Below are 21,111 nucleotides of genomic sequence, written 5' to 3'. Positions count from 1 at the left end.
ACCCGCCGGCCCCATTAGGCTCTGCGCATGCCGATCCCCGATTACATCCGAGACCTCCGCGCCTTCGCCGGCCACCAGCTGCTGTGGACGCCGGGTGTGAGCGCGATCGTCCTCGACGACGAGGGCCGCGTGCTGCTCGGCCGTCGCGCCGACACCGGTCAGTGGTCGATCATCGGCGGCATCCCCGAGCCCGGGGAACAGCCCGCCGCCGCGATCGTGCGCGAGGTCCACGAGGAGACCGCCGTCCACTGCGTGCCGGAGAAGGTCCTGCTGGTGGAGGCCCTGAAGCCGATCACCTACCCCAACGGCGACGTCTGCCAGTTCATGGACATCTGCTTCCTGTGCCGCGCCGTGGGCGGCGAGGCGAAGGTCAACGACGACGAGTCGCTGGAGGTGGGCTGGTTCGACGCCGACGCGCTGCCGCCCATGGAGGACTTCGCCGTCACGCGCGTCAAGCAGGCGGCAGCGGGCGGACCCACCTGGTTCGAGGGCATCGGGCAGAGGTGAGACCCGCGGCGCCCGGCGGCACGCCGGACGCCGCGGGTCTCAGCGGTCGGAGGCGACGGGCTCGTCCGCCGCGCGGGGCTCCGCCGGCGGCCCGCCCCAGCTCCGGGGCGGCCCGAAGTGGCGCTCCACCCACTCGGGGTCGTAGACCGAGTCGAGGTAGCGTTCGCCCTGGTCGGGGGAGAGCGCCACGGCGGTGAGCCGCTCGCCGCCGGGCCGCCCGGCGAGCCAGCGCAGCGCGCCGCTGACGACCGTTCCCGTCGAACCTCCGAAGAGGAAACCCCGCCGGGCCATGGCGTGGCAGCTGTTGAGGGTGTCCCGCTCGGGCACCATCACGACGTCGTCCACCAGGCTCCGGTCCAGCAACTGCGGCCGGACGCCCGCGCCCAGCCCCGGGATCATCCGGGGCAGCGCCGGGCCGCCGAACGACACCGACCCCACGCTGTCCACGGCGACGATCGTCACGGGCCTCTCCCGCTCCCGGAAGTAGCGGGCGCACCCCATCAGGGTGCCGCTGGTGCCGGCCCCCACGAACAGCACGTCCAGGCCGGGGAACTGGGCCGCGACCGCCGGAGCCGTGCTCTTGTAGTGCGCCAGCCAGTTGTTCGGATTGGCGTACTGGTTGAGCCAGACGTACCGCGGGTCCTCCTCACACAGCCGGCGGACGTAGTCGATGCGTGCCCCCAGCAGCCCCCGCTCCTCGTCGGGGTGCGTGACGACGTGCACCCGGGCGCCGAACGACTCCATCAGGCGGCGGCTCGCCCGGTTGCAGCGGGAGTCGGTGACGCACAGGAAGCCGTATCCGCGATGGGCCGCGATCATGCTGAGTGCGATGCCGAGGTTGCCCGACGACGACTCGACGAGCACCGACCCGCGCGTGAGCGTGCCGTCGCGTTCGGCGGCGAGCACCATCTCCAGGGCGGCCTTCACCTTGATGGAGCCGGCGGCGTTGAACCCCTCGCACTTGAGGTAGAGGGGAACGTCGAAGACGGGCTTGAGGTCCACGAAGACGTCGTCGGCGTTGATCTCGTACGGAGCGGATACGACCGGCACTTCACCACCGTGTTTCGTTGGGGCGCCGACTAGGCACCGGTGCGTCCATAGCGGTCCAGCTCGTGGAAGAAGCCCTCGACGACGCCGAGCCGGCCCGACTCCCGCAGCCGGTCGTGGACGTGCCTGCCGAGCGCGATGTCGAGGACGCCCAGGCCGAAGGGCGAGAAGACCACCGGCCGGTCCGAGGGCAGCTCCACCCGGCCTTCCAGGACGTCGTACAGCGTGCCGTCGAGGAAGTCCCGGTCGCCCGTCAGCTGTTCCGTCAGGTGCGGGGAGGTGTCGGCCTTCAGGCAGTGCTCCACGTCGTCCACGATGTTGGCCGAGGCCAGCAGGACCTCGGGGGCCAGGTCGCGCAGGGAGACGTTCAGCACCAGCGGGTTGTGGGCGAACCAGGCCGGGTCGTGGACGTGCGGGGTGCCGGCCACGGTGGCGAAGACCACCAGGTCGCTCTCCCGGATCAGCTCCTCCGCGCTGTCGTGCACCACGACGGGCGCGTCACCGGGCCGGCTCCCGAGGTAGCCGGCGAAGGCGCGGGCGTGCTCGTCCGACAGGTCGTGGACGCCGAGGGCGTCGAAGGTCCAGTCGGTGGCCTCCAGGTAGCGGTGGATGTAGCGGGCGATCAGCCCCCCGCCGACGAAGCCGACGCGCCGCGGTCGGGCGCCCCGGCTGAGCCGGTCGGCGGCCAGCGCCGCCGAGGCGGCGGTCCGCGAGGCGCTGATGATCGAGCTCTCCAGGCAGGCGAACGGGTAGCCCGTGGCGTGGTCGTTGAGGATCAGGACCGCCGACGCCCGCGGGATGCCGGCGGCGACGTTCTCCGGGAAGCTGGAGATCCACTTCAGGCCGTCCGTCGGCTGGTCGCCGCCCACCGCCGCGGGCAGCGCGATGATGCGGGAGCTGGGCCGGTCGGGGAAGCGCAGGAAGTACGAGGGCGGATTGACCGAGTCGCCCCGGCCGTGCAGCCGGTAGACCTTCTCGACCAGGTCCACGACCTGCTTCTCGCCGCCCGTGAGGACGTCGGCCACCTGGGCGCCGGTGATCACGGCGAAGGGCGGCACGACGGGCTGCTGGGACATGGCTGGCTCCATCCGTAAGACGTAAGGGGGGTGGGGGTGGCGCGGTGCCGGGAGGGCCCGCTCAGGACAGGGCCGGGACCGTGACCGGGTCGCCGAGGACGACCGCGATCTCGCGGGCCCCCTCGTACGGCTCACGGCTGTGCGCCATCCGCAGGTTGTCGACGATCATCAGGTCCCCGGCCCGCCAGGGCTCGCGGAGCGTGTGCTTGTCGTAGACCGCGCCGATGGCCAGCACCGTGTCCTCGTCCAGGGCGGTGCCGTCGCCGTACGCGGTGTTGAACGGCAGCCCGTCCTCACCGAACTCGAACTTCAGGTACTCCCGCACCACCGGGTCGAGCGTCCACTCGTTGAGGAACGCGATCTGGTTGAACCAGCCCCGGCGCCCGGTCACGGGATGGCGCAGGACGGCGGCGGCACGCTGGCGGGTGCGCAGGTCGCCGTCGCCCCGCCACGTCGTCTCGATGCCCCGGGCCGCGCAGTACGCCTCGACGGCCGCCCGGTCACCGGTGCCGAAGGCCGTCGCGAGGCCGCCCCCGATCGTCTCGGTGTAGTTGCGGTCCAGCAGCCAGCCTTCGGCCTCGAAGCGCTCGACCAGTCCGGCGGGCAGGTCCCGCAGGACGTCCTGCGAGTCGGCGACGCCCGTGACGCCGCCCGAGGCGGGGGCGGTCAGACAGGCGAACAGCACGGTGCCCGGGACCTCGCGGGCGTAGCTCAGTTCGTGGTGCATGCACATCGGCTGGTCGGCGGGCCACTCCGACGACGAGTAGACCCCGTCCGCCAGCGGCTGCCGCGGGGCGAAGCCCTCCCGCTCGACGACCACCTCGTGGAGCAGCTCGCGGCCCACCCGTCCCACGGTCTCCGGGTCGCGCAGCCCCAGGCCCCGCACCAGCAGCGCCCCGTGCTCGGCCACGGCGGCGCACAGCCGCTCGCGGTGCTCGGCGACCCAGGCGGCGGGGTCGGCCGGGGCGGGGCCGTCGAGGCTCAGCACGGCCGGCCGGCCCTCGGTCCGCACGACCTCGAACGGATCGCCCTGGCCGGCGGGGGAGGGGGCGGGCTGCGACGTCGTCGGCATGGGGCGACCACTTCCTCGGTCTCGGTTCGCGGTGTCGGCGGCCGGGGCGTCCTCGCCGTCCGACGGGGCCAGGAGCCCGGCGAGCCGGGCGAGCGTCGGGTGCTCGTGCACGTCGCGCAGGGTGAAGGCACGCTCCATCCGCACGATGAGCCGCACGGCCGAGAGCGACGTACCGCCGAGGGCGAAGAAGTCGTCGTCGCGACCGATCCGCTCGACGGGCAGCTTCAGTTCGGCCGCCCACGCCTCGGCCAGCAGCCGCTCGGCGCCGGTCCGCGGCCGCTCCTGCGCCTCGCTCCCGCCACGGACGGCGAGTTCGCCCGCCAGGACGGTGAGGGCGCGCTTGTCGGTCTTGCCGTTGGGCGTCAGCGGCAGGGCGTCCAGGCGCTCGACCGTGCGCGGCACCATATAGGAGGGGAGCGCCTGCGTCAGTCCCTCACGGAGGGCCTCCTCGGACAGAGAGGAGCCGGACTGGAAGGCCATCAGGTGGCGGCCCTCGTCGGGGCTCTCCACCACCACGACGGCGCCGTCGCGCACGCCGGGGAGACGCAGCAGCTGGTTCTCGATCTCGCCGATCTCGATCCGGAAGCCCCGGATCTTGACCTGGGCGTCCCGGCGCCCGAGGAACTCCAGCGACCCGTCGGGCAGCCAGCGCCCGAAGTCGCCCGACCGGTAGAGCCGCCGGCCGGGCCGGTGCGGGTCCGCACCGAAGGCCAGGGCGGTGCGGTCGGGGTCGTTGACGTAGCCGCGCCCCACGCACACGCCGGAGAAGACGATCTCACCGGGCGCGCCCAGCGGCACCGGCCGCAGGTTCTCGTCGACGACGTAGACCGTGACGTTGCCGACCGGAGGGCCCAGGGGGACGGAGTCCCGCTCGGGCACCGCGGTCAGCACCGCGTGGTTGGTGTCGTCGGACGTCTCGGTGAGCCCGTAGGCGTTGACCAGGGCGATGTGCGGGAAGCGGGCGAACCACCGTACGGTCAGCTCCTTCTTCAACGCCTCGCCGGTGACCGACACGCAGCGCAGCCCCGACAGCCGGTCCGGGCCGTCCTCCAGCCGGGAGAGCAGCACCTCCAGGTAGGACGGGACCACCTGGAGCACCGAGACCCCGCCCTGTTCGACGGTGTCCAGGAAGCGGTCGACGTCGAGGACGGCCTCCTGCTCGACGATCAGCGTGCGGCCGCCCACCACGAGGGCCGCGACGAGCTGCCACAGGGAGATGTCGAAGGACTGCGGGGCGGTCTGGGCGACGACCTGGCCCTCGGTGACGCCCAGGTCGTCGATCTTGGCGTAGAGGTGGTTGACGAACCCGGCGTGCTCGCACATCGCGCCCTTGGGCTCTCCCGTCGAGCCCGACGTGAAGTACAGATAGGCGAGTTGGTCGGCCGAGACGGCCACACCGGGGTTGTGGGCGGGGTGGCCCTCGTCGTACGCGGCGGCGACGGTGAGCAGCTCCAGACCCCGCGGAGCGGCCTGCCGCACGTGTCCGGGGCCGCCGTCCTCGGTGAGCACGAGGCGGCAGCCGCTGCGTTCCAGCGTGCGGGCCATCCGGTCGGCCGGCGCGTGGGGCTCGATGGGCAGGTAGGCGGCACCGGCCTTGAAGACGCCGATGACCGCGGCCTGCCAGTCGAGGTGGCGTTCGGTGACCACGGCCACCACCGCCTCGGGGCCCAGGTCCCTGGCGAGCAGCGCGTGGGCGATCCGGTTGGCGCGTGCGTTGAGCTCCGCGTAGGTCCAGCTCGTGCCGGCGTGCACGGCGGCGACGTCGTCGGGCCGGGCGGCCGCCTGCTCCTCGAACAGCTCGTGGAACCGGCGGTCGGGCAACTCCCTTGCGGGGCCCGACATTCCGTGGATCTGGAGGTGTTCCTCGGCCTCGGACAACAGCCCCCGGTCGCGGCAGCCGCTGTCGGGCGCGGCCGTCATCCGCTCCAGCGCCGTGAGGTAGTAGCCGGCGATGCGGCCGGCGGCCTCGGCGTCGAGCACGTCGGTGCGGTAGCGCAGCACGATCAGCGGGCCCTCGGGGCCGTACCGCAGCGCGGTGGACAGCACGGTGTCCGGGTGCGGCACCGCGGGAGGGGCGTCGGCCGGGCCGTCCGGCCCGCTCAGGTCGAGGACGGTCTCGAAGGCGCCGTCGGCGCTCCGGCCGACGGCCCGTCCGGAGGCGGCCAGCAGCTCGCGCCACGTCTCGTCGTCCAGGGCCAGGGCGCACGGGCGCACCTCGGCGGGGGAGTCGTGGCCGGTGGCGTGCGGCAGGTATCCGGTCAGCACGGCGCGCTCACCGCCGAGAGCCGACAGGACAGCGGTGTGCGCGGCGACCGCCGCGGCCTCCCAGCCGGTGCCGGAGCGCCGGGCGAGCAGTCTGACGCGCGCGGCCAGCCGGCGCGGGACCGGCAGGGACAGTCCGGCGAGTCCGGTCCGGGCACTGGACGGCGGTACCCACCGTGGGATCAGCCGCTGTGGTGCTCCAGTGATGGTCATCGCTCTCTCCTGTCGGGCCGGACGGCCAGCGGCGGGGGGCGGTGAACGGGGCGTCGAGGTCACGTGGACGAACTGCTCGACGCCGCGTACGGCGGCCGCGAATGCCGAGACGTGCTCGGCTCCCCCCGGTTCTCTTCGCGGCCGTAGGCGATATGACGGTACCTCACGGAGGAAAGCTGGCAAGCTGCCCGGTACCGGTGTGCGGGCTCACGCGTCTGACGGTAAGTTGGATGTGGGGGCGGACAGAATTCTGTCTGAATTACGCCTGCGCGGTTCTCGATGCCGGCGGGCCGTCATCTCCCTGGCCAGGCCTTATGGTTGAGGGGCCGCATTGCAAGGTGATTGACGTCACAAGGTCATGGACTGAAACCGATTGGCGGGGGAGGATCCTCGTACAGTCGTCGGTGGAGGGCCGCGGCTATTGCGGACGGTGCGTCGTGGGGCGGCGGGGGGAGAACCGGCCGCCGGCGGAGGGTACCGTCGTGCGCGTGGGGTGAAGGACAAGGTTTGGGGGGAAGCCGGTGTTCGGACAGGTACGTCGACTCGATCGACCAACGAGCCGTATCGCCAGTCCTACTGCGGAAATTTCGGTGCATGTGTAAGAACCAGGGTGACGTGTCAGCCGACCGGTGGTTCCGGGCGGTAACCCAGCGATATCAGAACCCTCGTGTGCGTCTGGTCTGTTTCCCCCACGCGGGGGGAACGGCGAGCTACTTCCGCGGGTGGGGCCGGCTCGTTCCGTACGGCGTCGAGGTCCTCGCCGTGCGCTACCCGGGCCGGGAGGACCGGCTCCTGGAGCCGCTGGCACAGAGCATGGAAGAGCTGGCGGACGGCGTTCTGCAGGCGGTTCCCGGCCTCTTCGACGTGCCGGTGGCCTTCTTCGGGCACAGCATGGGCGCTTCGGTCGCCTACGAGGTCGCCCTGCGCCTGCGGGCCGGGGCCGGCCCCTCGCCCACGGCCCTCTTCCTGTCCGGGCGCTCCGGGCCCGGCCACGACCGGACGCGGGGCCTCGCCGCGGCCGGGGACGCGGAACTGATCGACGACGTGGTCGCCATGGGCGGCACCGACGCACAGGCCTTCGCCGACCCGGAGCTGCGCGAGCTGGTCCTGCCCGTCATCCGCGCCGACTACGCCCTGGTCGAGCGCTACCGTGCCCGGATCCCAGATCCGGAACTGGACGTTCCGGTGGTGGCGTACCACGGCGACGCGGACCCCGCCCTCGACGACGACTCCGTCGCCGCGTGGCAGGCGGTCACGCGGGGCCCCTTCGACGTACGCCGCTTCACCGGCGGGCACTTCTACCTCGCCGACCACGCGCGCGACCTCGTGGAGGACGTCGTCGCCCGCCTGGAGTCCGCCCCCAAGGAGCAGGCGGCCAGGCCGATCTGACGGCTCGTCGCCCGGCTACGGGCCGGGCCGGCACGCTCCGCGCACCCACGGGCCCGTCCACTGCGGACGCGACCCGCCCGCGCCCGTGCTCCGGCGACTCGCGACCTCTGCCCCATCCCGCGACCAACGAGCATCACGAACACAGGAGACAATGATGACCAACCCGTTCGAAGACGCCGACGCCCACTACCTCGTCCTGGTTAACGACGAGGGCCAGCACTCCCTCTGGCCGACCTTCGTCGAGGTGCCCGACGGCTGGACCAAGGTCTTCGGCGAGGCGCCCCGCCCCGAGTGCGTCGAATTCATCGAGAAGTCCTGGACCGACATGCGCCCCAAGAGCCTGGTGGCGGCCATGCAGGACGGTAAGGGCGCCGACGCCGGCGCATGAGCACCGGCTGAGCGTGCCGTAATTGCTCACAGGCCGGCGGACGGAATCGGCCCGGCTCCCCGGAGAACCGGGCCGATTCCCCGGCGAACCGCACCGGTTCCGATCCGCCGCCGCACGGCGCCGCCTTCATTCGAGGTGGTGCCTTTGCCGTATCGGGTGGAGTCACCCGCGGCCGCCCCCGGGAGCGGGGCCCGGGCCGCCGGTTTCCGGCCGAACGACTTTCAGCTTTCTGAGTAGATTGATCAAGGGGTGTGGGTGTGTCCGAATTCGACGGCGTCCTCCAGGAGCTGACGGCAGCTCAGCTGGGAATTTGGACCGCTCAGCAGCTCCACCCCGACAACCCGATCTACAACGTCGGCGAATACATGGAGATCAGCGGCGAGCTCGACATCGAGCTCTTCGAGCGGTCCCTGCGCCTGGCCCTGAGCGAAGCCGAGAGCCTCCACATCCATTTCGTGGGCGACGGCGACTCCCTGCGCCAGTACATCGACGTCTCCGACGACTGGCCCTTCCACGTCCTCGACCTCAGCGCCGAGCCCGACCCGCGGGCCGCCGCCGAGGCGTGGATGCGGGCCGACATGCGCCGCCCCGTCGACCTGCGCGAAGGCCCCCTCTTCACCCAGGCCGTCCTCCGGCTCGCCGAGGACCGGGTCTTCTGGTACCAGCGCTGCCACCACATCACCGGCGACGGGTTCTCCGGCCCCCTCGTCAACGCCCGCATCGCCCAGATCTACGCCGCCCTCCTCGACGGGCAGCCCGTCACCGAGGGCGCCCTGGCCCCGCTGTCCAACCTGCTGGAAGCCGACGCCTCCTACCGCGGCTCGGAGGACTTCGCGCAGGACCGCGTCTACTGGGGCGAGGTCTTCGCCGACCTCCCCGAAGCGGTCAGCCTCAGCGGACGAGTGGCCTCCGGAACCCCGCACTTCCTTGTGCGCAGCAAGGAGGAGGTCCAGCCCGAGGCCGCCGCCCAGCTCCGCGCCACGGCCCGCCGGCTGCGGACCAGCATCTCCGGGGTCTCCATCGCCGCGGCGGCCGCCTACCTGCACCGCAACACCGGTGCGGAGGACGTCGTCATCGGCCTCCCCGTCTTCGGCCGCGCCGGCGGCGCGCAGCGCAGGACCCCCGGCATGGCCACGAACGTCATCCCGATCCGGCTGTCGGTCCGCCCCTCCATGACCGTCCAGGAACTCGTCCGGCAGGTCTCCGCGAGCGTCCGCGGCGCCCTGCGGCACCAGCGCTACCGCTACGAGGACATCCTCCGGGACCAGCGGCTCATCGGCCGCGGCAACCTCATCAGCATGGTCGTCAACGTCGTCCCCTACGAGTACGACTTCACCTTCGGCGACTGCGAGGTCCGCGCGCACGCCCTCAGCAGCGGCCACTTCAACGACGTGGCCTTCTGCGTCTACGACCGGTCCTCCGACGGCCGCATCGAGATCGCCCTCGACGCCAGCCCGGACCTCTACGACCAGGACGCCACCGCACACCACACGCGCCGCCTCCGCGACGTGCTGACCTGGATCTCCACCGCCTCCCCCGAGGACCCGGTCGGCCGCATGGACCTCCTGGCCGACACCGAACGGCGACGCGTCCTCGACGAGTGGAACGACACGGCGCGCCAGGTCCCCGACACCACCCTGACCGCCCTGCTCCAGGAGCAGGCCGCCCGGACGCCGGCCGCCCCCGCGCTGCGCTCCGCCGGCACCGAGCTGACCTACGCCGAGCTGCACGCCCGGGCCAACCGCCTGGCGCGGCTCCTCGCGGACCGCGGCGTGGGCCCGGAGTCGCTCGTCGCGGTGTGCATGGAGCGGTCGCCCGAGCTGGTGGTCGCCCTGCTGGCCGTGCTGAAGGCCGGTGGTGCCTACGTACCGATCGACCCCGAATACCCCGCCGAGCGCATCGGCTACATGCTCGACGACGCCCGGCCCGTCCTGATGGTCACCAGCGAGACGGTGCAGAAGGACCTGCCGCCGGCCGCCGGCCCGGCACGGATCGTGCTCGACGACGAGCGCACCCTGACCGAACTGGCGGGCCTGTCCGCCGGCGAGCTGAGCGACACCGAGCGCGGTGACGCGCTGCTGCCCTCCCACCCGGCGTACGTGATCTACACCTCCGGCTCCACCGGCCGCCCCAAGGGCGTGGTGATCACACACGGCAACCTCGTCAACTACGTCACCCGGTGCGTGGAGGCGTACGACCTGGGCGGGACCACGCTCCTGCACGCCTCGATCTCCTTCGACGCCGGCGTGACGGGCCTGTACGGCGCACTGACCTGCGGCGGCCGCGTGATCGTCGAGCCCATGGACGAGCGCCTGCCGGCCACGCTCGGCGACGAGGAGCTGACCTTCCTCAAGGCCACGCCCAGCCACCTCGCCTATCTGGACGGCTTCACCGAGGACTGTGCCCCCGTCAGCCAGCTCATGGTCGGCGGAGAGGCCGTCAGCGGCACCCAGCTCCGCGAGTGGCGCCGACGCCACCCCGCCGTGGCCGTGGTGAACCACTACGGCCCCACCGAGGTGACCGTCGGCTGCACGGACTACCCGGTGACCGACCGGGACGACACCGAGAGCGGCGTCCTGCCCATCGGCCGCCCCATGTGGAACACGCGCGTCTTCGTCCTCGACGCCGCCCTGCAGCCCGTGCCGGTCGGTGCGACGGGTGAGCTGTACGTGGCGGGCGCCCAGCTGGCCCGCGGGTACCTGGGCCGTGCCGCGCTGTCGGCGGAACGGTTCGTGGCGTGCCCGTTCGGGGCTCCCGGCGAGCGGATGTACCGCACGGGCGACGTGGTGCGCTGGCGCGCCGACGGGAACCTGGAGTTCCTCGGACGCGCCGACGACCAGGTCAAGATCCGCGGCTACCGCATCGAGCTGGGCGAGATCGAGGCCGCCCTCGCGTCACACCCGCTGATCGCCCAGGCGACGGTGGTCGTACGCGAAGACGCGCCCGGCGACAAGCGCCTCGTAGGCTACGTCGTTCCCGCGGAGCCCGGTCCGGACGGGGCCGGTCCCGAAGGAGCCGGTCAGGACCGCGCGCTGGACCCGGCGCACGTGCGGACCCACGTCGGCGAAAGGGTGCCGGACTACATGGTCCCCGCCGCCGTCGTCGTCCTCGACGAACTGCCGCTGACCGTGAACGGCAAGCTCGACCGCCGCGCCCTGCCCGCCCCGGACTACGGGACGGCCGGCGCGGGCCGGGCCCCGTCGTCGGTGCAGGAGGAGATCCTCTGCGGCGTCTTCGCCGAGGTCCTCGGTCTGCCGCGCGTCGGCGTCGACGACCACTTCTTCGAACTGGGCGGCCACTCGCTGCTCGCGGTCAAGCTGGTCGAACGCCTGCGGGTCCTCGGTCTGCCCGTGAGCGTGCGGGACCTGTTCGACACGCCCACGGCGGCGGGGCTGGCCGCGGTGGCGGCGGCCGGCGGCCACGGGGGAGTCACCGCACCGGAGAACCTCATTCCGGCCGGGGCGGAGGCGATCACGCCGGAGATGCTGCCGCTGGTCGACCTGACCGCCGAGGAGATCGACCGCGTCGTCGGCCGGGTGCCCGGCGGTGCGGCCAACGTGGCGGACGTCTACCCGCTGGCCCCACTCCAGGAAGGCATCTTCTTCCACCACCTGATGGGTGACGAGGACGGCGGCGACGTGTACGTGCTGCCGACGGTGCTGGGCTTCGACTCGCGCCAGCGGCTCGACCAGTTCCTCGCCGCCCTGCAGAAGGTCGTGGACCGGCACGACATCCTGCGGACGGCCTTCGCGTGGGAGGGCCTGCGCGAGCCGGTGCAGGTGGTGGCGCGCCATGCCGAGATCCCCGTGGAGGAGATCGAGCTGGGTGCGTCGCCGAGCGGTGAGGGTGACGCGGTGGAGCGGCTGCTGGCCGCCTGCAGCCCCTCGATGGACATCCGCCGCGCCCCGCTGCTGCGGGCCTGCGTGGCGGGGCAACCGGGCACCGACCGCTGGCTGATGGCCCTGCAGAGCCACCACCTGGTCCGCGACCACACCACCCTGGAGGTCCTCCTGGGCGAGGTCCGGGCACATCTGCTCGGGCACGAGGGGCAGCTGCCGGAGCCGGTGCCGTTCCGGGAGTTCGTGGCGCAGGCGCGCCTCGGTGTGTCGCGTGAGGAGCACGAGAAGTTCTTCGCCGGGCTGCTGGGCGACGTCTCCGAGCCCACGGCCCCCTTCGGGCTCCTGGACGTGCACGGTGACGGGGCCGGCATCGCCGAGGCCCACCACATGCTCGACGCCGGGTTGGCGGTGCGGTTGCGGGAGCAGGCGCGTCGGCTGGGTGTGAGTGCGGCGACGTTGTTCCACGTGGTGTGGGCGCGGGTGGCGGGTGCCACGTCGGGTCGTGACGATGTGGTGTTCGGCAGTGTGATGTTCGGTCGTATGCAGGCGGGTGCCGCCGCGGACCGGACGCCGGGTCTGTTCATCAACACCCTTCCGGTGCGCGTACCGACCGGACACACGCCCGTCGAGGACGCGATACGGGCCATGCAGGGCCAGCTCGCCGACCTCTTGGTCCACGAGCACGCCTCGCTCGCGCTCGCCCAGCAGGCCAGCGCCCTTCCGGCCAGCACCCCGCTGTTCACCTCGCTGCTCAACTACCGCCACAGTGCCGACGCGGGCGAGGCCGGTGACACGGGCGTCGAACCGAACATCGGCCTTGAGGGCGTCGACCTCCTGTCGGTGCGTGAGCGGACGAACTATCCGTTGACGGTGTCGGTTGATGACACGGGTGTGGGTTTCGGTCTGACGGTTCAGGCTGCTGCGCCGATCGACGCGGCTGGTGTGTGCGGGCTGGTCCAGGCGGCTGCCGAGGGTGTGGTGGCTGCGTTGGAGGGGGCGGAGAAGGGTTCGTCTCTGCACCGGGTTCGGGTGTTGGGCGAGGCTGAGCGGGAGCAGGTTCTGGCGGGGTGGAACGATTCGGCGCTGGACGTGGCCGACGCGACCCTGCCCGAGCTGTTCGAGGGGCAGGCGGCCCGTACGCCGGAGGCCGTCGCCCTCGTCCACGAGGGCGCCCAGCTCACGTACGCGGAGCTTGATGCGCGGGCGAATCGTCTGGCGCGGTTGTTGGTGTCGCGTGGTGTGGGTGCTGAGTCGTTGGTCGCTGTGTGTATGGAGCGGTCGGCGGAGTTGGTGGTGGCGCTGCTGGCGGTGGTGAAGGCCGGTGGTGCGTATGTGCCGGTTGATCCGGAGTATCCGGTGGAGCGCATGGAGTATGTGCTCGGGGATTCTGCTCCGGTGCTGGTGGTGACCAGTCGTGCGGCCGCGGGGAAGTTGGCGTCGGTGGACGGTCTGGTGCGGGTGGTGGTCGACGATGCCGCTGTGGTGACTGAGTTGGCGGAGTTGTCCGGTGGTGAGCTGGGTGCCGTCGAGCGTGGTGGTGTGGTGCTGCCGTCGCATCCGGCGTATGTGCACTACGCGTCTGGTTCTACCGGTAGGCGCCACGGTCATGTTGTTCCGCATCAGACCGTGGTGCGGCTGTTCGGCGGCACTGACGGCTGGTTCGACTTCGGTGCGGATGACGTGTGGACGTGGTTCCACTCGTTCGCGTTCGACTTCTCGGTGTGGGAGCTGTGGGGCGCACTGCTCCACGGTGGACGTCTCGTTGTCGTTCCGCACGGTGTCTCCCGCTCTCCGGGTGATTTCCTGAGTCTTCTGGTGCGCGAGCGGGTGACGGTTTTGAACCAGACTCCGTCGGCGTTCTATCAGTTGATGCAGGCGGATGCGCGGGATCCGGAGTTGGGTGCGGGTCTGGCGTTGCGGTGTGTGGTGTTCGGTGGTGAGGCGCTGGATCTGGGGCGTCTGCGGGAGTGGTATGCCCGTCATGCCGAGGACGCGCCGGTGTTGGTGAACATGTATGGCATCACCGAGACCACGGTTCACGTCAGCTATGTGGCCCTTGATCAGTCCTCCGTGGGCGAAGGTCCGGTGGGCAGTCTGATCGGTCGGGGTATTCCGAACCTGCGGCTGTTCGTTCTGGACGAGGCGCTGGAGCCGGTGCCTGCGGGTGTCGCGGGTGAGCTCTATGTGGCGGGCGGGCAGTTGGCGCGCGGTTATCTGGGGCGTGCGGCGTTGTCGGCGGAGCGTTTCGTGGCGTGTCCGTTCGGTGTGGCTGGTGAGCGGATGTATCGCACGGGTGATGTGGTGCGGTGGCGTGCGGACGGTCAGTTGGAGTTCGTCGGGCGTGCGGACGATCAGGTGAAGATCCGTGGCTTCCGCATCGAGCTCGGTGAGATCGAGACCGCTCTGATCTCCCACTCGTCGGTGGGTCAGGCGACGGTTCTCGTCCGCGAGGACACGCCGGGTGACAAGCGCCTGGTGGCCTACGTCGTCCCGGCGACCACCGACGGCGTGGACACCGCTGCCGTGCGCGCCCACGCTGCCGGCTCACTGCCGGAGTACATGGTGCCGTCCGCACTGGTGGTGCTGGACGAACTGCCGCTGACGGTGAACGGCAAGCTGGACCGGCGCGCGCTGCCGGCGCCCGAATACGGGGTGTCGGTGTCGGGCCGTGGCCCGTCGTCGGTGCAGGAGGAGATCCTGTGCGGCGTCTTCGCCGAGGTCCTCGGTCTGCCGCACGTCGGCGTGGACGACAACTTCTTCGAGCTGGGCGGCCATTCGCTGCTCGCGGTGTCGCTCGTGGAGCGGCTGCGGGCACGCGGTATGTCGGTCAGTGTGCGCACGCTGTTCACGTCCCCGACGGTCGCCGGCCTGGCCGCCGCCTCCGCCGGTCGCGGTGAAGTGGTCGTACCGGAGAACCGCATTCCCACCGGTGCGGAAACGCTCTCCCCGGAGATGCTGCCGCTGGTGGAACTGACCGCCGAGGAGATCGAGCGGATCACCTCCCGCGTTCCCGGCGGCGCGGCGAACGTGGCGGACGTCTACCCGCTGGCCCCGCTGCAGGAAGGCATCTTCTTCCACCACCTGATGGGTGGCGAAGGCGGCGCCGACGTCTACGTCCTCCCGACGGTGTTGGGCTTCGCCTCGCGGGAGCGGCTCGACCAGTTCCTCACCGCTCTGCAGAAGGTCGTGGACCGCCACGACATCCTGCGGACGGCCTTCGCGTGGGAGGGCCTGCGCGAGCCCGTACAGGTCGTGGCGCGGCGAGCCGTGCTTCCTGTGGAGGAGATCGACCTCGGCACGTCCCCGAGCGGTGACGCGGTCGAACGGATGCTGGCCGCGTGCAGCCCGTCGATGGACATCGGCCGTGCCCCGATGCTGCGCGCCTACGCGGCCGCGGAGCCGGGCAGCGACCGGTGGCTCGTGGCCTTGCAGGTTCACCACCTGGTGCAGGACCACACCGCTCTGGCCGTGCTGCTCGGCGAGGTCCGGGCCCATCTGCTGGGGCAGGAGGAACATCTTCCCGTTCCGGTGCCGTTCCGGGAGTTCGTGGCGCAGGCGCGCCTCGGTGTGTCGCGTGAGGAGCACGAGAAGTTCTTCGCCGGCCTCCTGAAGGGCGTCGCCGAGCCGACCGCTCCGTACGGACTGCTCGACGTGCACGGTGACGGCACCGACGTCGACGAGGCGCGCCTCACGATGGACGCCGCGCTGGCTGAGAGGTTGCGGGAGCAGGCGCGGCGTCTGGGGGTGAGCCCGGCGACGCTCTTCCATGTCGTGTGGGCGCGGGTGGTGGCGGCCACCTCGGGCCGTGACGACGTCGTGTTCGGCAGCGTGATGTTCGGTCGCATGCAGGCGGGCAGCGGTGCCGACCGCACGCCGGGCCTGTTCATCAACACCCTCCCGGTGCGTGTGCCGACCGGTGGCACGTCCGTCATCGACGCCGTACGCGCCATGCAGGCGCAGCTCGCCGACCTGCTCGTCCACGAGCACGCACCCCTCACGCTGGCCCAGCAGGCGAGCGCTCTGGTAGCGGACACCCCTCTCTTCACCTCGCTGCTGAACTACCGGCACGCCGACGCCGACGGTGGTTCGGGCGACGAGCTGAGCCTCGGCCTCGACGGGGTCGAGCTGCTGTACACCCGTGAGCGCACCAACTACCCGCTCACGGTGTCGGTCGACGACTCGGGTACCGGATTCGGCCTGACGGTCCAGGCGGCCGCACCCATCGACTCCGCGTCGGTGTGCGCGCTGGTGCACGCGGCCGCCGACGGCCTGGTCTCGGCGCTCGAAGACGCTTCCCCTGCCGGTCTGGCCCAGGTGCAGGTCCTCGGCGCGGACGAGCGGGACCACATCTTGGAGGGGTGGAACGACACGGCGCGGGACGTGCCGGTCGCGACCCTGCCCGAGCTGCTCGCACGCCGGGTGGCGCGTACTCCCGACGCCGTGGCCCTCGTCTTCGAGGGTGTCGAGCTGACGTATGCCGAGCTTGATGCTCGTGTCAACCGTCTGGCGCGGCTGCTGATCTCGCGTGGTGTGGGTCCGGAGTCGTTGGTGGCGGTGTCCATGGAGCGTTCCGTGGAGCTGGTGGTGGCGTTGCTGGCGGTGCTCAAGGCCGGTGGCGCCTACGTGCCGGTGGACCCGGAGTATCCGGCGGAGCGCGTCGCGTACATGTTCCGTGACGCCGGTCCTGTCCTGGCCCTCACAAGCAGTGCCGTCCAGGACCGTCTGCCGGTCATCGAGGGGCTGGCCACCGTCGTGGTCGACGCCCCGGCGACCGTCACCGACCTCGCGGCCATGGCCGACGGCCCCGTCGACGACACCGAACGCCACACCGCCCTCCTGCCGTCGCACCCCGCCTACGTCATCTACACCTCTGGTTCGACTGGTCGTCCCAAGGGTGTGGTGGTGCCGCATGAGGGTGTGGTGAATCGTCTGGCGTGGATGCAGGGTGAGTTCGGTCTGGGTGCGTCGGACCGGGTGTTGCAGAAGACGCCGTTCGGGTTCGACGTCTCGGTGTGGGAGTTCTTCTGGCCGTTGGTCGAGGGCGCTGTTCTGGTGGTGGCCCGTCCGGGCGGTCATCGGGATCCGGCGTATCTGGCGGGGTTGGTCCAGGCGCAGGGTGTGACGGTTGTGCACTTTGTGCCGTCGATGTTGCAGATCTTCCTGCGGGAGCCTGCTGCGGCGTCGTGTGGGGGGCTGCGGGCGGTGTTCTGCAGTGGTGAGGCACTGTCCGCGGAGCTGCGGGATCAGTTCCTGGGCATGCTGGATGTGCCGTTGCACAACTTGTACGGGCCGACGGAGGCGTCGGTGGACGTCACTGCGTGGTCGTGCGCGGCGGGTGAGGGGCCGGTGGTGCCGATCGGGCGGCCGGTGTGGAACACGCGGGTGTTCGTGCTGGACGCGATGTTGCAGCCGGTCCCGGTGGGTTCGGTGGGCGAGCTGTACCTGGCGGGTGTCCAGCTGGCGCGGGGCTATCTGGGGCGTGCCGGTCTGTCGGCGGAGCGGTTTGTGGCGTGTCCGTTCGGGGCTCCTGGTGAGCGGATGTACCGCACGGGTGATGTGGTGCGTTGGCGTGCGGACGGCAGCCTTGAGTACCTCTCGCGTGCGGACGACCAGGTCAAGATCCGTGGCTTCCGCATCGAACTCGGCGAGATCGAGACCGCTCTCGTCTCCCACCCGTCGGTGGGTCAGGCGACGGTTCTGGTGCGTGAGGACACGCCGGGTGACAAGCGCCTGGTGGCCTACGTCGTCCCGGCGACCGCCGACAGCGTGGACGCGGGCGCGCTGCGCCAGCACGTGTCCGGCTCGCTGCCCGAGTACATGGTTCCGGCCGCCGTCGTCGCGCTCGACGCGCTTCCGGTGACGGTCAACGGCAAGCTCGACCGCCGTGCCCTGCCGGCGCCCGACTACGCGAGCACGGCCACCGGCCGTGGTCCGGCGTCGGTGCAGGAGGAGATCCTGTGTGGCGTCTTCGCCGAGGTCCTCGGTCTGCCGCACGTCGGCGTGGACGACAACTTCTTCGAACTCGGCGGTCACTCCCTCCTCGCCGTCCGCCTGGTCAGCCGGATCCGTTCGGTGCTGGACGCTGAGGTCGGCATCCGGACGGTCTTCGAAGCACCCACCGTCGCCGCGCTTGCCGACCGGCTGGCCGGCGCCGCCGGCGCGCGGCCGGCCCTGGCCACCCGGGTGCGCCCGGACGTGGTCCCGCTGTCGTCCGCACAGCAGCGCCTGTGGTTCCTCGGCGAGCTGGAGGGCCCGAGCGCCACGTACAACATCCCGGCGACCGTGCGGCTGACCGGCACCGTGGACCACGCCGCTCTGGGCGCGGCGCTGCGGGACGTGACCGCCCGGCACGAGGTCCTCCGTACGGTCTTCCCGGCCGTCGACGGGCAGCCGCGGCAGCACGTCCTCGCCCCGGAGGCGACCGGCCTCGAACTGTCCGTCGTGCGGGTCGGTCCGGACGACCTGGCGACGGCGATGGACCAGGCGGCGGCCCACGCCTTCGAGCTGTCCACCGAGATCCCGCTGCGCGCGTGGCTGTTCACCGTGAACCCCGGCGAGCACATCCTGCTGCTGGTGCTGCACCACATCGCCGGCGACGGTTGGTCGATGGCCCCCCTGGCGCGGGACGTCTCCACGGCCTACGCGGCACGCCTGCGCGGCGAGGCCCCGGCGTGGGACCCGCTGCCCGTCCAGTACGCGGACTACGCGCTCTGGCAGCGCGAGCTCCTCGGCGAGGAGAGCGACCCCGGCAGCGTCGTCTCGCAGCAGCTGGCCTACTGGCGCCAGGCCCTGGCCGACGTGCCGGAGGAACTGACCCTGCCTGCCGACCGGGAGCGGCCCGATGTGGCGACGTACCGCGGCGGCACCGTCGAGCTGGCGGCCCCGGCCGAGTTGCACGCCGGCCTGGTCGAGCTGGCGCGCGAGCACGGCGTCACGGTCTTCATGGTGCTGCAGGCCGCGATGGCCGTCCTGGTGAACCGCCTCGGCGCGGGTACCGACGTCCCCCTCGGCGTGCCCGTGGCCGGACGGTCCGACGAGGCCCTCGACGACCTCGTGGGCTTCTTCGTCAACACGCTCGTCATCCGTACCGACGTCAGCGGCGACCCCACCTTCACCGAGCTGCTGGCCCGGGTGCGGGAGGCGGGTCTGGGGGCCCTCGCCCACCAGGACGTCCCCTTCGAGCTGCTGGTCGAGGACCTCGCCCCGACGCGTTCCATGGCGCGGCACCCCCTCTTCCAGATCATGCTGGGGCTGGACAACCACGCCGACGCCGTCCTCGACCTGCCCGGCGTCGAGGCGCAGGTGGTCACCGGCGGGCAGGCGCTCGCCAAGTTCGACCTCGACATGAACCTCCGGGAGCGCTTCGGCGCCGGGAACGCGCCGGCGGGCCTGACCGGCACGGTCGTCTACGCCGAGGACCTCTTCGACCAGGCCACGGTCCAGGCGATGTGCGAGCGCTTCGTACGCGTCCTGGCCGCGGTGGCCGCCGACCCCGAGCAGCACGTGAGCACGGTGCCGATCCTCGGCGAGGCGGAGCGTGCGCTCGTCCTCAACGAGTGGAACGACGCCGCCCGCGTGATTCCGGCGGGCCACCTCCCGGAGCCGTTCCGGGACCGCGCCGAGGACGCGCCGGGTGCCGTCCTGCGTGTGTTCGTCCTGGACCCCGCCCTTCAGCCGGTGCCCGTGGGCGTCCCCGGTGAGCTGTACGTGTCCGGCGACGAGGCCCAGGCGCGCCCCGAGGACGCGACGGACCGGCTGGTGGCCTGCCCGTTCGAAGGGCCGGGCACGTGGATGTACCGCACGGGCGACGTCGTGCGCTGGCGCGCCGACGGCACCCTCGACTACCTGTCCCGAGCCGACGACACGGCCGCGGGCACGGGGTCCGTCCCGGACGATGCCGCTGTCGTCACGAAGCGGGGCCCGTCGTCGGTGCAGGAGGAGATCCTCTGCGGCGCCTTCGCCGAGATCCTGGACCTGCCGCTGGCACAGGTGGGCGTGGACGACAACTTCTTCGAGCTGGGCGGCCACTCGCTGCTCGCGGTGAAGCTCGTCGTGCGACTGCGGGCCCTGGGCCTGTCGGTGAGCGTGCGCAGCCTCTTCGCGACCCCGACCGTGGCCGGCCTGGCCGCCGCCACGGCCGGCCAGGGCGAGGTGACCGTACCCGAGAACCTGATTCCGGCCGGGGCGGAGGTGATCACGCCGGAGATGCTGACGCTGGTCGACCTGACCACCGAGGAGATCGACCGCGTCGTCTCCCAGGTCCCCGGGGGCGCGTCGAACATCGAGGACGTGTACCCGCTGGCCCCCCTCCAGGAAGGTCTCTTCTTCCACCACCTGGTGGGTGGCGAGGACGGCGGCGACGTGTACGTGCTGCCGACGGTGCTGGGCTTCGACGCGCGTGAGCGCGTCGACCGGTTCCTGGCCGTCCTGCAGAAGGTGGTCGACCGGCACGACACGCTCCGTACGACGTTCGCCTGGGAAGGTCTCCGCGAGCCGGTTCAGGTCGTCGTGCGCCGTGCCGAGATCCCCGTGGAGGAGGTCGACCTGGGTGCGTCGCCGAGCGGTGAGGGTGACGCGGTGGAGCGGCTGCTGGCCGCCTGCAGCCCCTCGATGGACATCCGCCGCGCCCCGCTGCTGCGCGCGTACGTGGCGGCGGAGCCGGGCAGCGGACGTTGGCTCGTGGCCCTGCAGAACCACCACCTCGTCCAGGACCACACGGGCATGGCGGTCCTCCTGGGTGAGGTACGCGCCCTGCTCGCCGGGCAGGGAGACGACCTCCCCGACCCGGTGCCGTTCCGGGAGTTCGTGGCGCAGGCGCGCCTCGGTGTGTCGCGTGAGGAGCACGAGAAGTTCTTCGCCGGGCTGCTGGGCGACGTCTCCGAACCGACGGCCCCCTTCGGCCTGCTCGACGTCCGCGGCGACGGCAGCGACGTCGAAGAGGCGCAGGCGGAACTGGACGCCGGGTTGGCGGTGCGGTTGCGGGAGCAGGCGCGTCGGCTGGGTGTGAGTGCGGCGACGTTGTTCCACGTGGTGTGGGCGCGGGTGGCGGGTGCCACGTCGGGTCGTGACGATGTGGTGTTCGGCAGTGTGATGTTCGGTCGTATGCAGGCGGGTGCCGCCGCGGACCGGACGCCGGGTCTGTTCATCAACACCCTTCCGGTGCGCGTACCGACCGGTCACACGCCCGTCGAGGACGCGATACGGGCCATGCAGAAGCAGCTGGCCGACCTGCTCGTCCACGAGCACGCTCCGCTCACGCTGGCGAAGCAGGCCAGCGCGCTTCCGGCCAGCACCCCGCTGTTCACCTCGCTGCTCAAC

The 21,111-nt window shown here is 71.7% G+C and carries 6 protein-coding genes and 1 pseudogene; 4 read left to right on the top strand and 3 right to left on the bottom strand.

Annotated elements, in window-relative coordinates:
- Nucleotides 1–27: 27 nt before the first annotated feature.
- On the top strand, nucleotides 28–507 hold the full coding sequence (locus CYQ11_RS03775; RefSeq protein WP_099198534.1) for an NUDIX hydrolase: 480 nt from the start codon (nucleotides 28–30) through the stop codon (nucleotides 505–507).
- Nucleotides 508–546: 39 nt separating this feature from the next.
- Here CYQ11_RS03775 and sbnA read toward each other — a convergent pair whose 3' ends face one another.
- The 3 genes from sbnA to CYQ11_RS03760 form a co-directional block, all read right to left on the bottom strand.
- Entirely contained in the window at nucleotides 547–1,557 is a 1,011-nt protein-coding gene (gene sbnA / locus CYQ11_RS03770) for a 2,3-diaminopropionate biosynthesis protein SbnA (RefSeq protein ID WP_099198533.1), read from the bottom strand.
- Between the two features lie 29 nt (nucleotides 1,558–1,586).
- Nucleotides 1,587–2,630: a 2,3-diaminopropionate biosynthesis protein SbnB gene (gene sbnB / locus CYQ11_RS03765; RefSeq protein WP_045934401.1), complete on the bottom strand. Its 1,044-nt coding sequence runs from the start codon at nucleotides 2,628–2,630 to the stop codon at nucleotides 1,587–1,589.
- Nucleotides 2,631–2,691: 61 nt separating this feature from the next.
- Nucleotides 2,692–6,177, bottom strand: a complete 3,486-nt coding sequence (locus CYQ11_RS03760) for an amino acid adenylation domain-containing protein (protein ID WP_099198532.1) — start codon at nucleotides 6,175–6,177, stop codon at nucleotides 2,692–2,694.
- A gap of 669 nt (nucleotides 6,178–6,846) precedes the next feature.
- Here CYQ11_RS03760 and CYQ11_RS03755 point away from each other — a divergent pair.
- From CYQ11_RS03755 to CYQ11_RS03745, 3 genes and pseudogenes are all read left to right on the top strand, one after another.
- A complete protein-coding gene (locus CYQ11_RS03755; RefSeq protein WP_240003288.1) occupies nucleotides 6,847–7,566 on the top strand; it encodes a thioesterase II family protein in 720 nt (239 codons plus the stop codon).
- 154 nt (nucleotides 7,567–7,720) lie between these two features.
- A complete protein-coding gene (locus CYQ11_RS03750) occupies nucleotides 7,721–7,954 on the top strand; it encodes an MbtH family protein (protein ID WP_045934404.1) in 234 nt (77 codons plus the stop codon).
- 296 nt (nucleotides 7,955–8,250) lie between these two features.
- A pseudogene (locus CYQ11_RS03745) lies at nucleotides 8,251–21,105 on the top strand (amino acid adenylation domain-containing protein); the annotation flags it as partial.
- Between the last annotated feature and the right edge of the window lie 6 nt (nucleotides 21,106–21,111).

The sequence above is a fragment of the Streptomyces cinnamoneus genome, from assembly GCF_002939475.1.
Lineage (GTDB): Bacteria > Actinomycetota > Actinomycetes > Streptomycetales > Streptomycetaceae > Streptomyces > Streptomyces cinnamoneus_A.
This window is presented reverse-complemented; position numbering and strand designations above follow the sequence as displayed.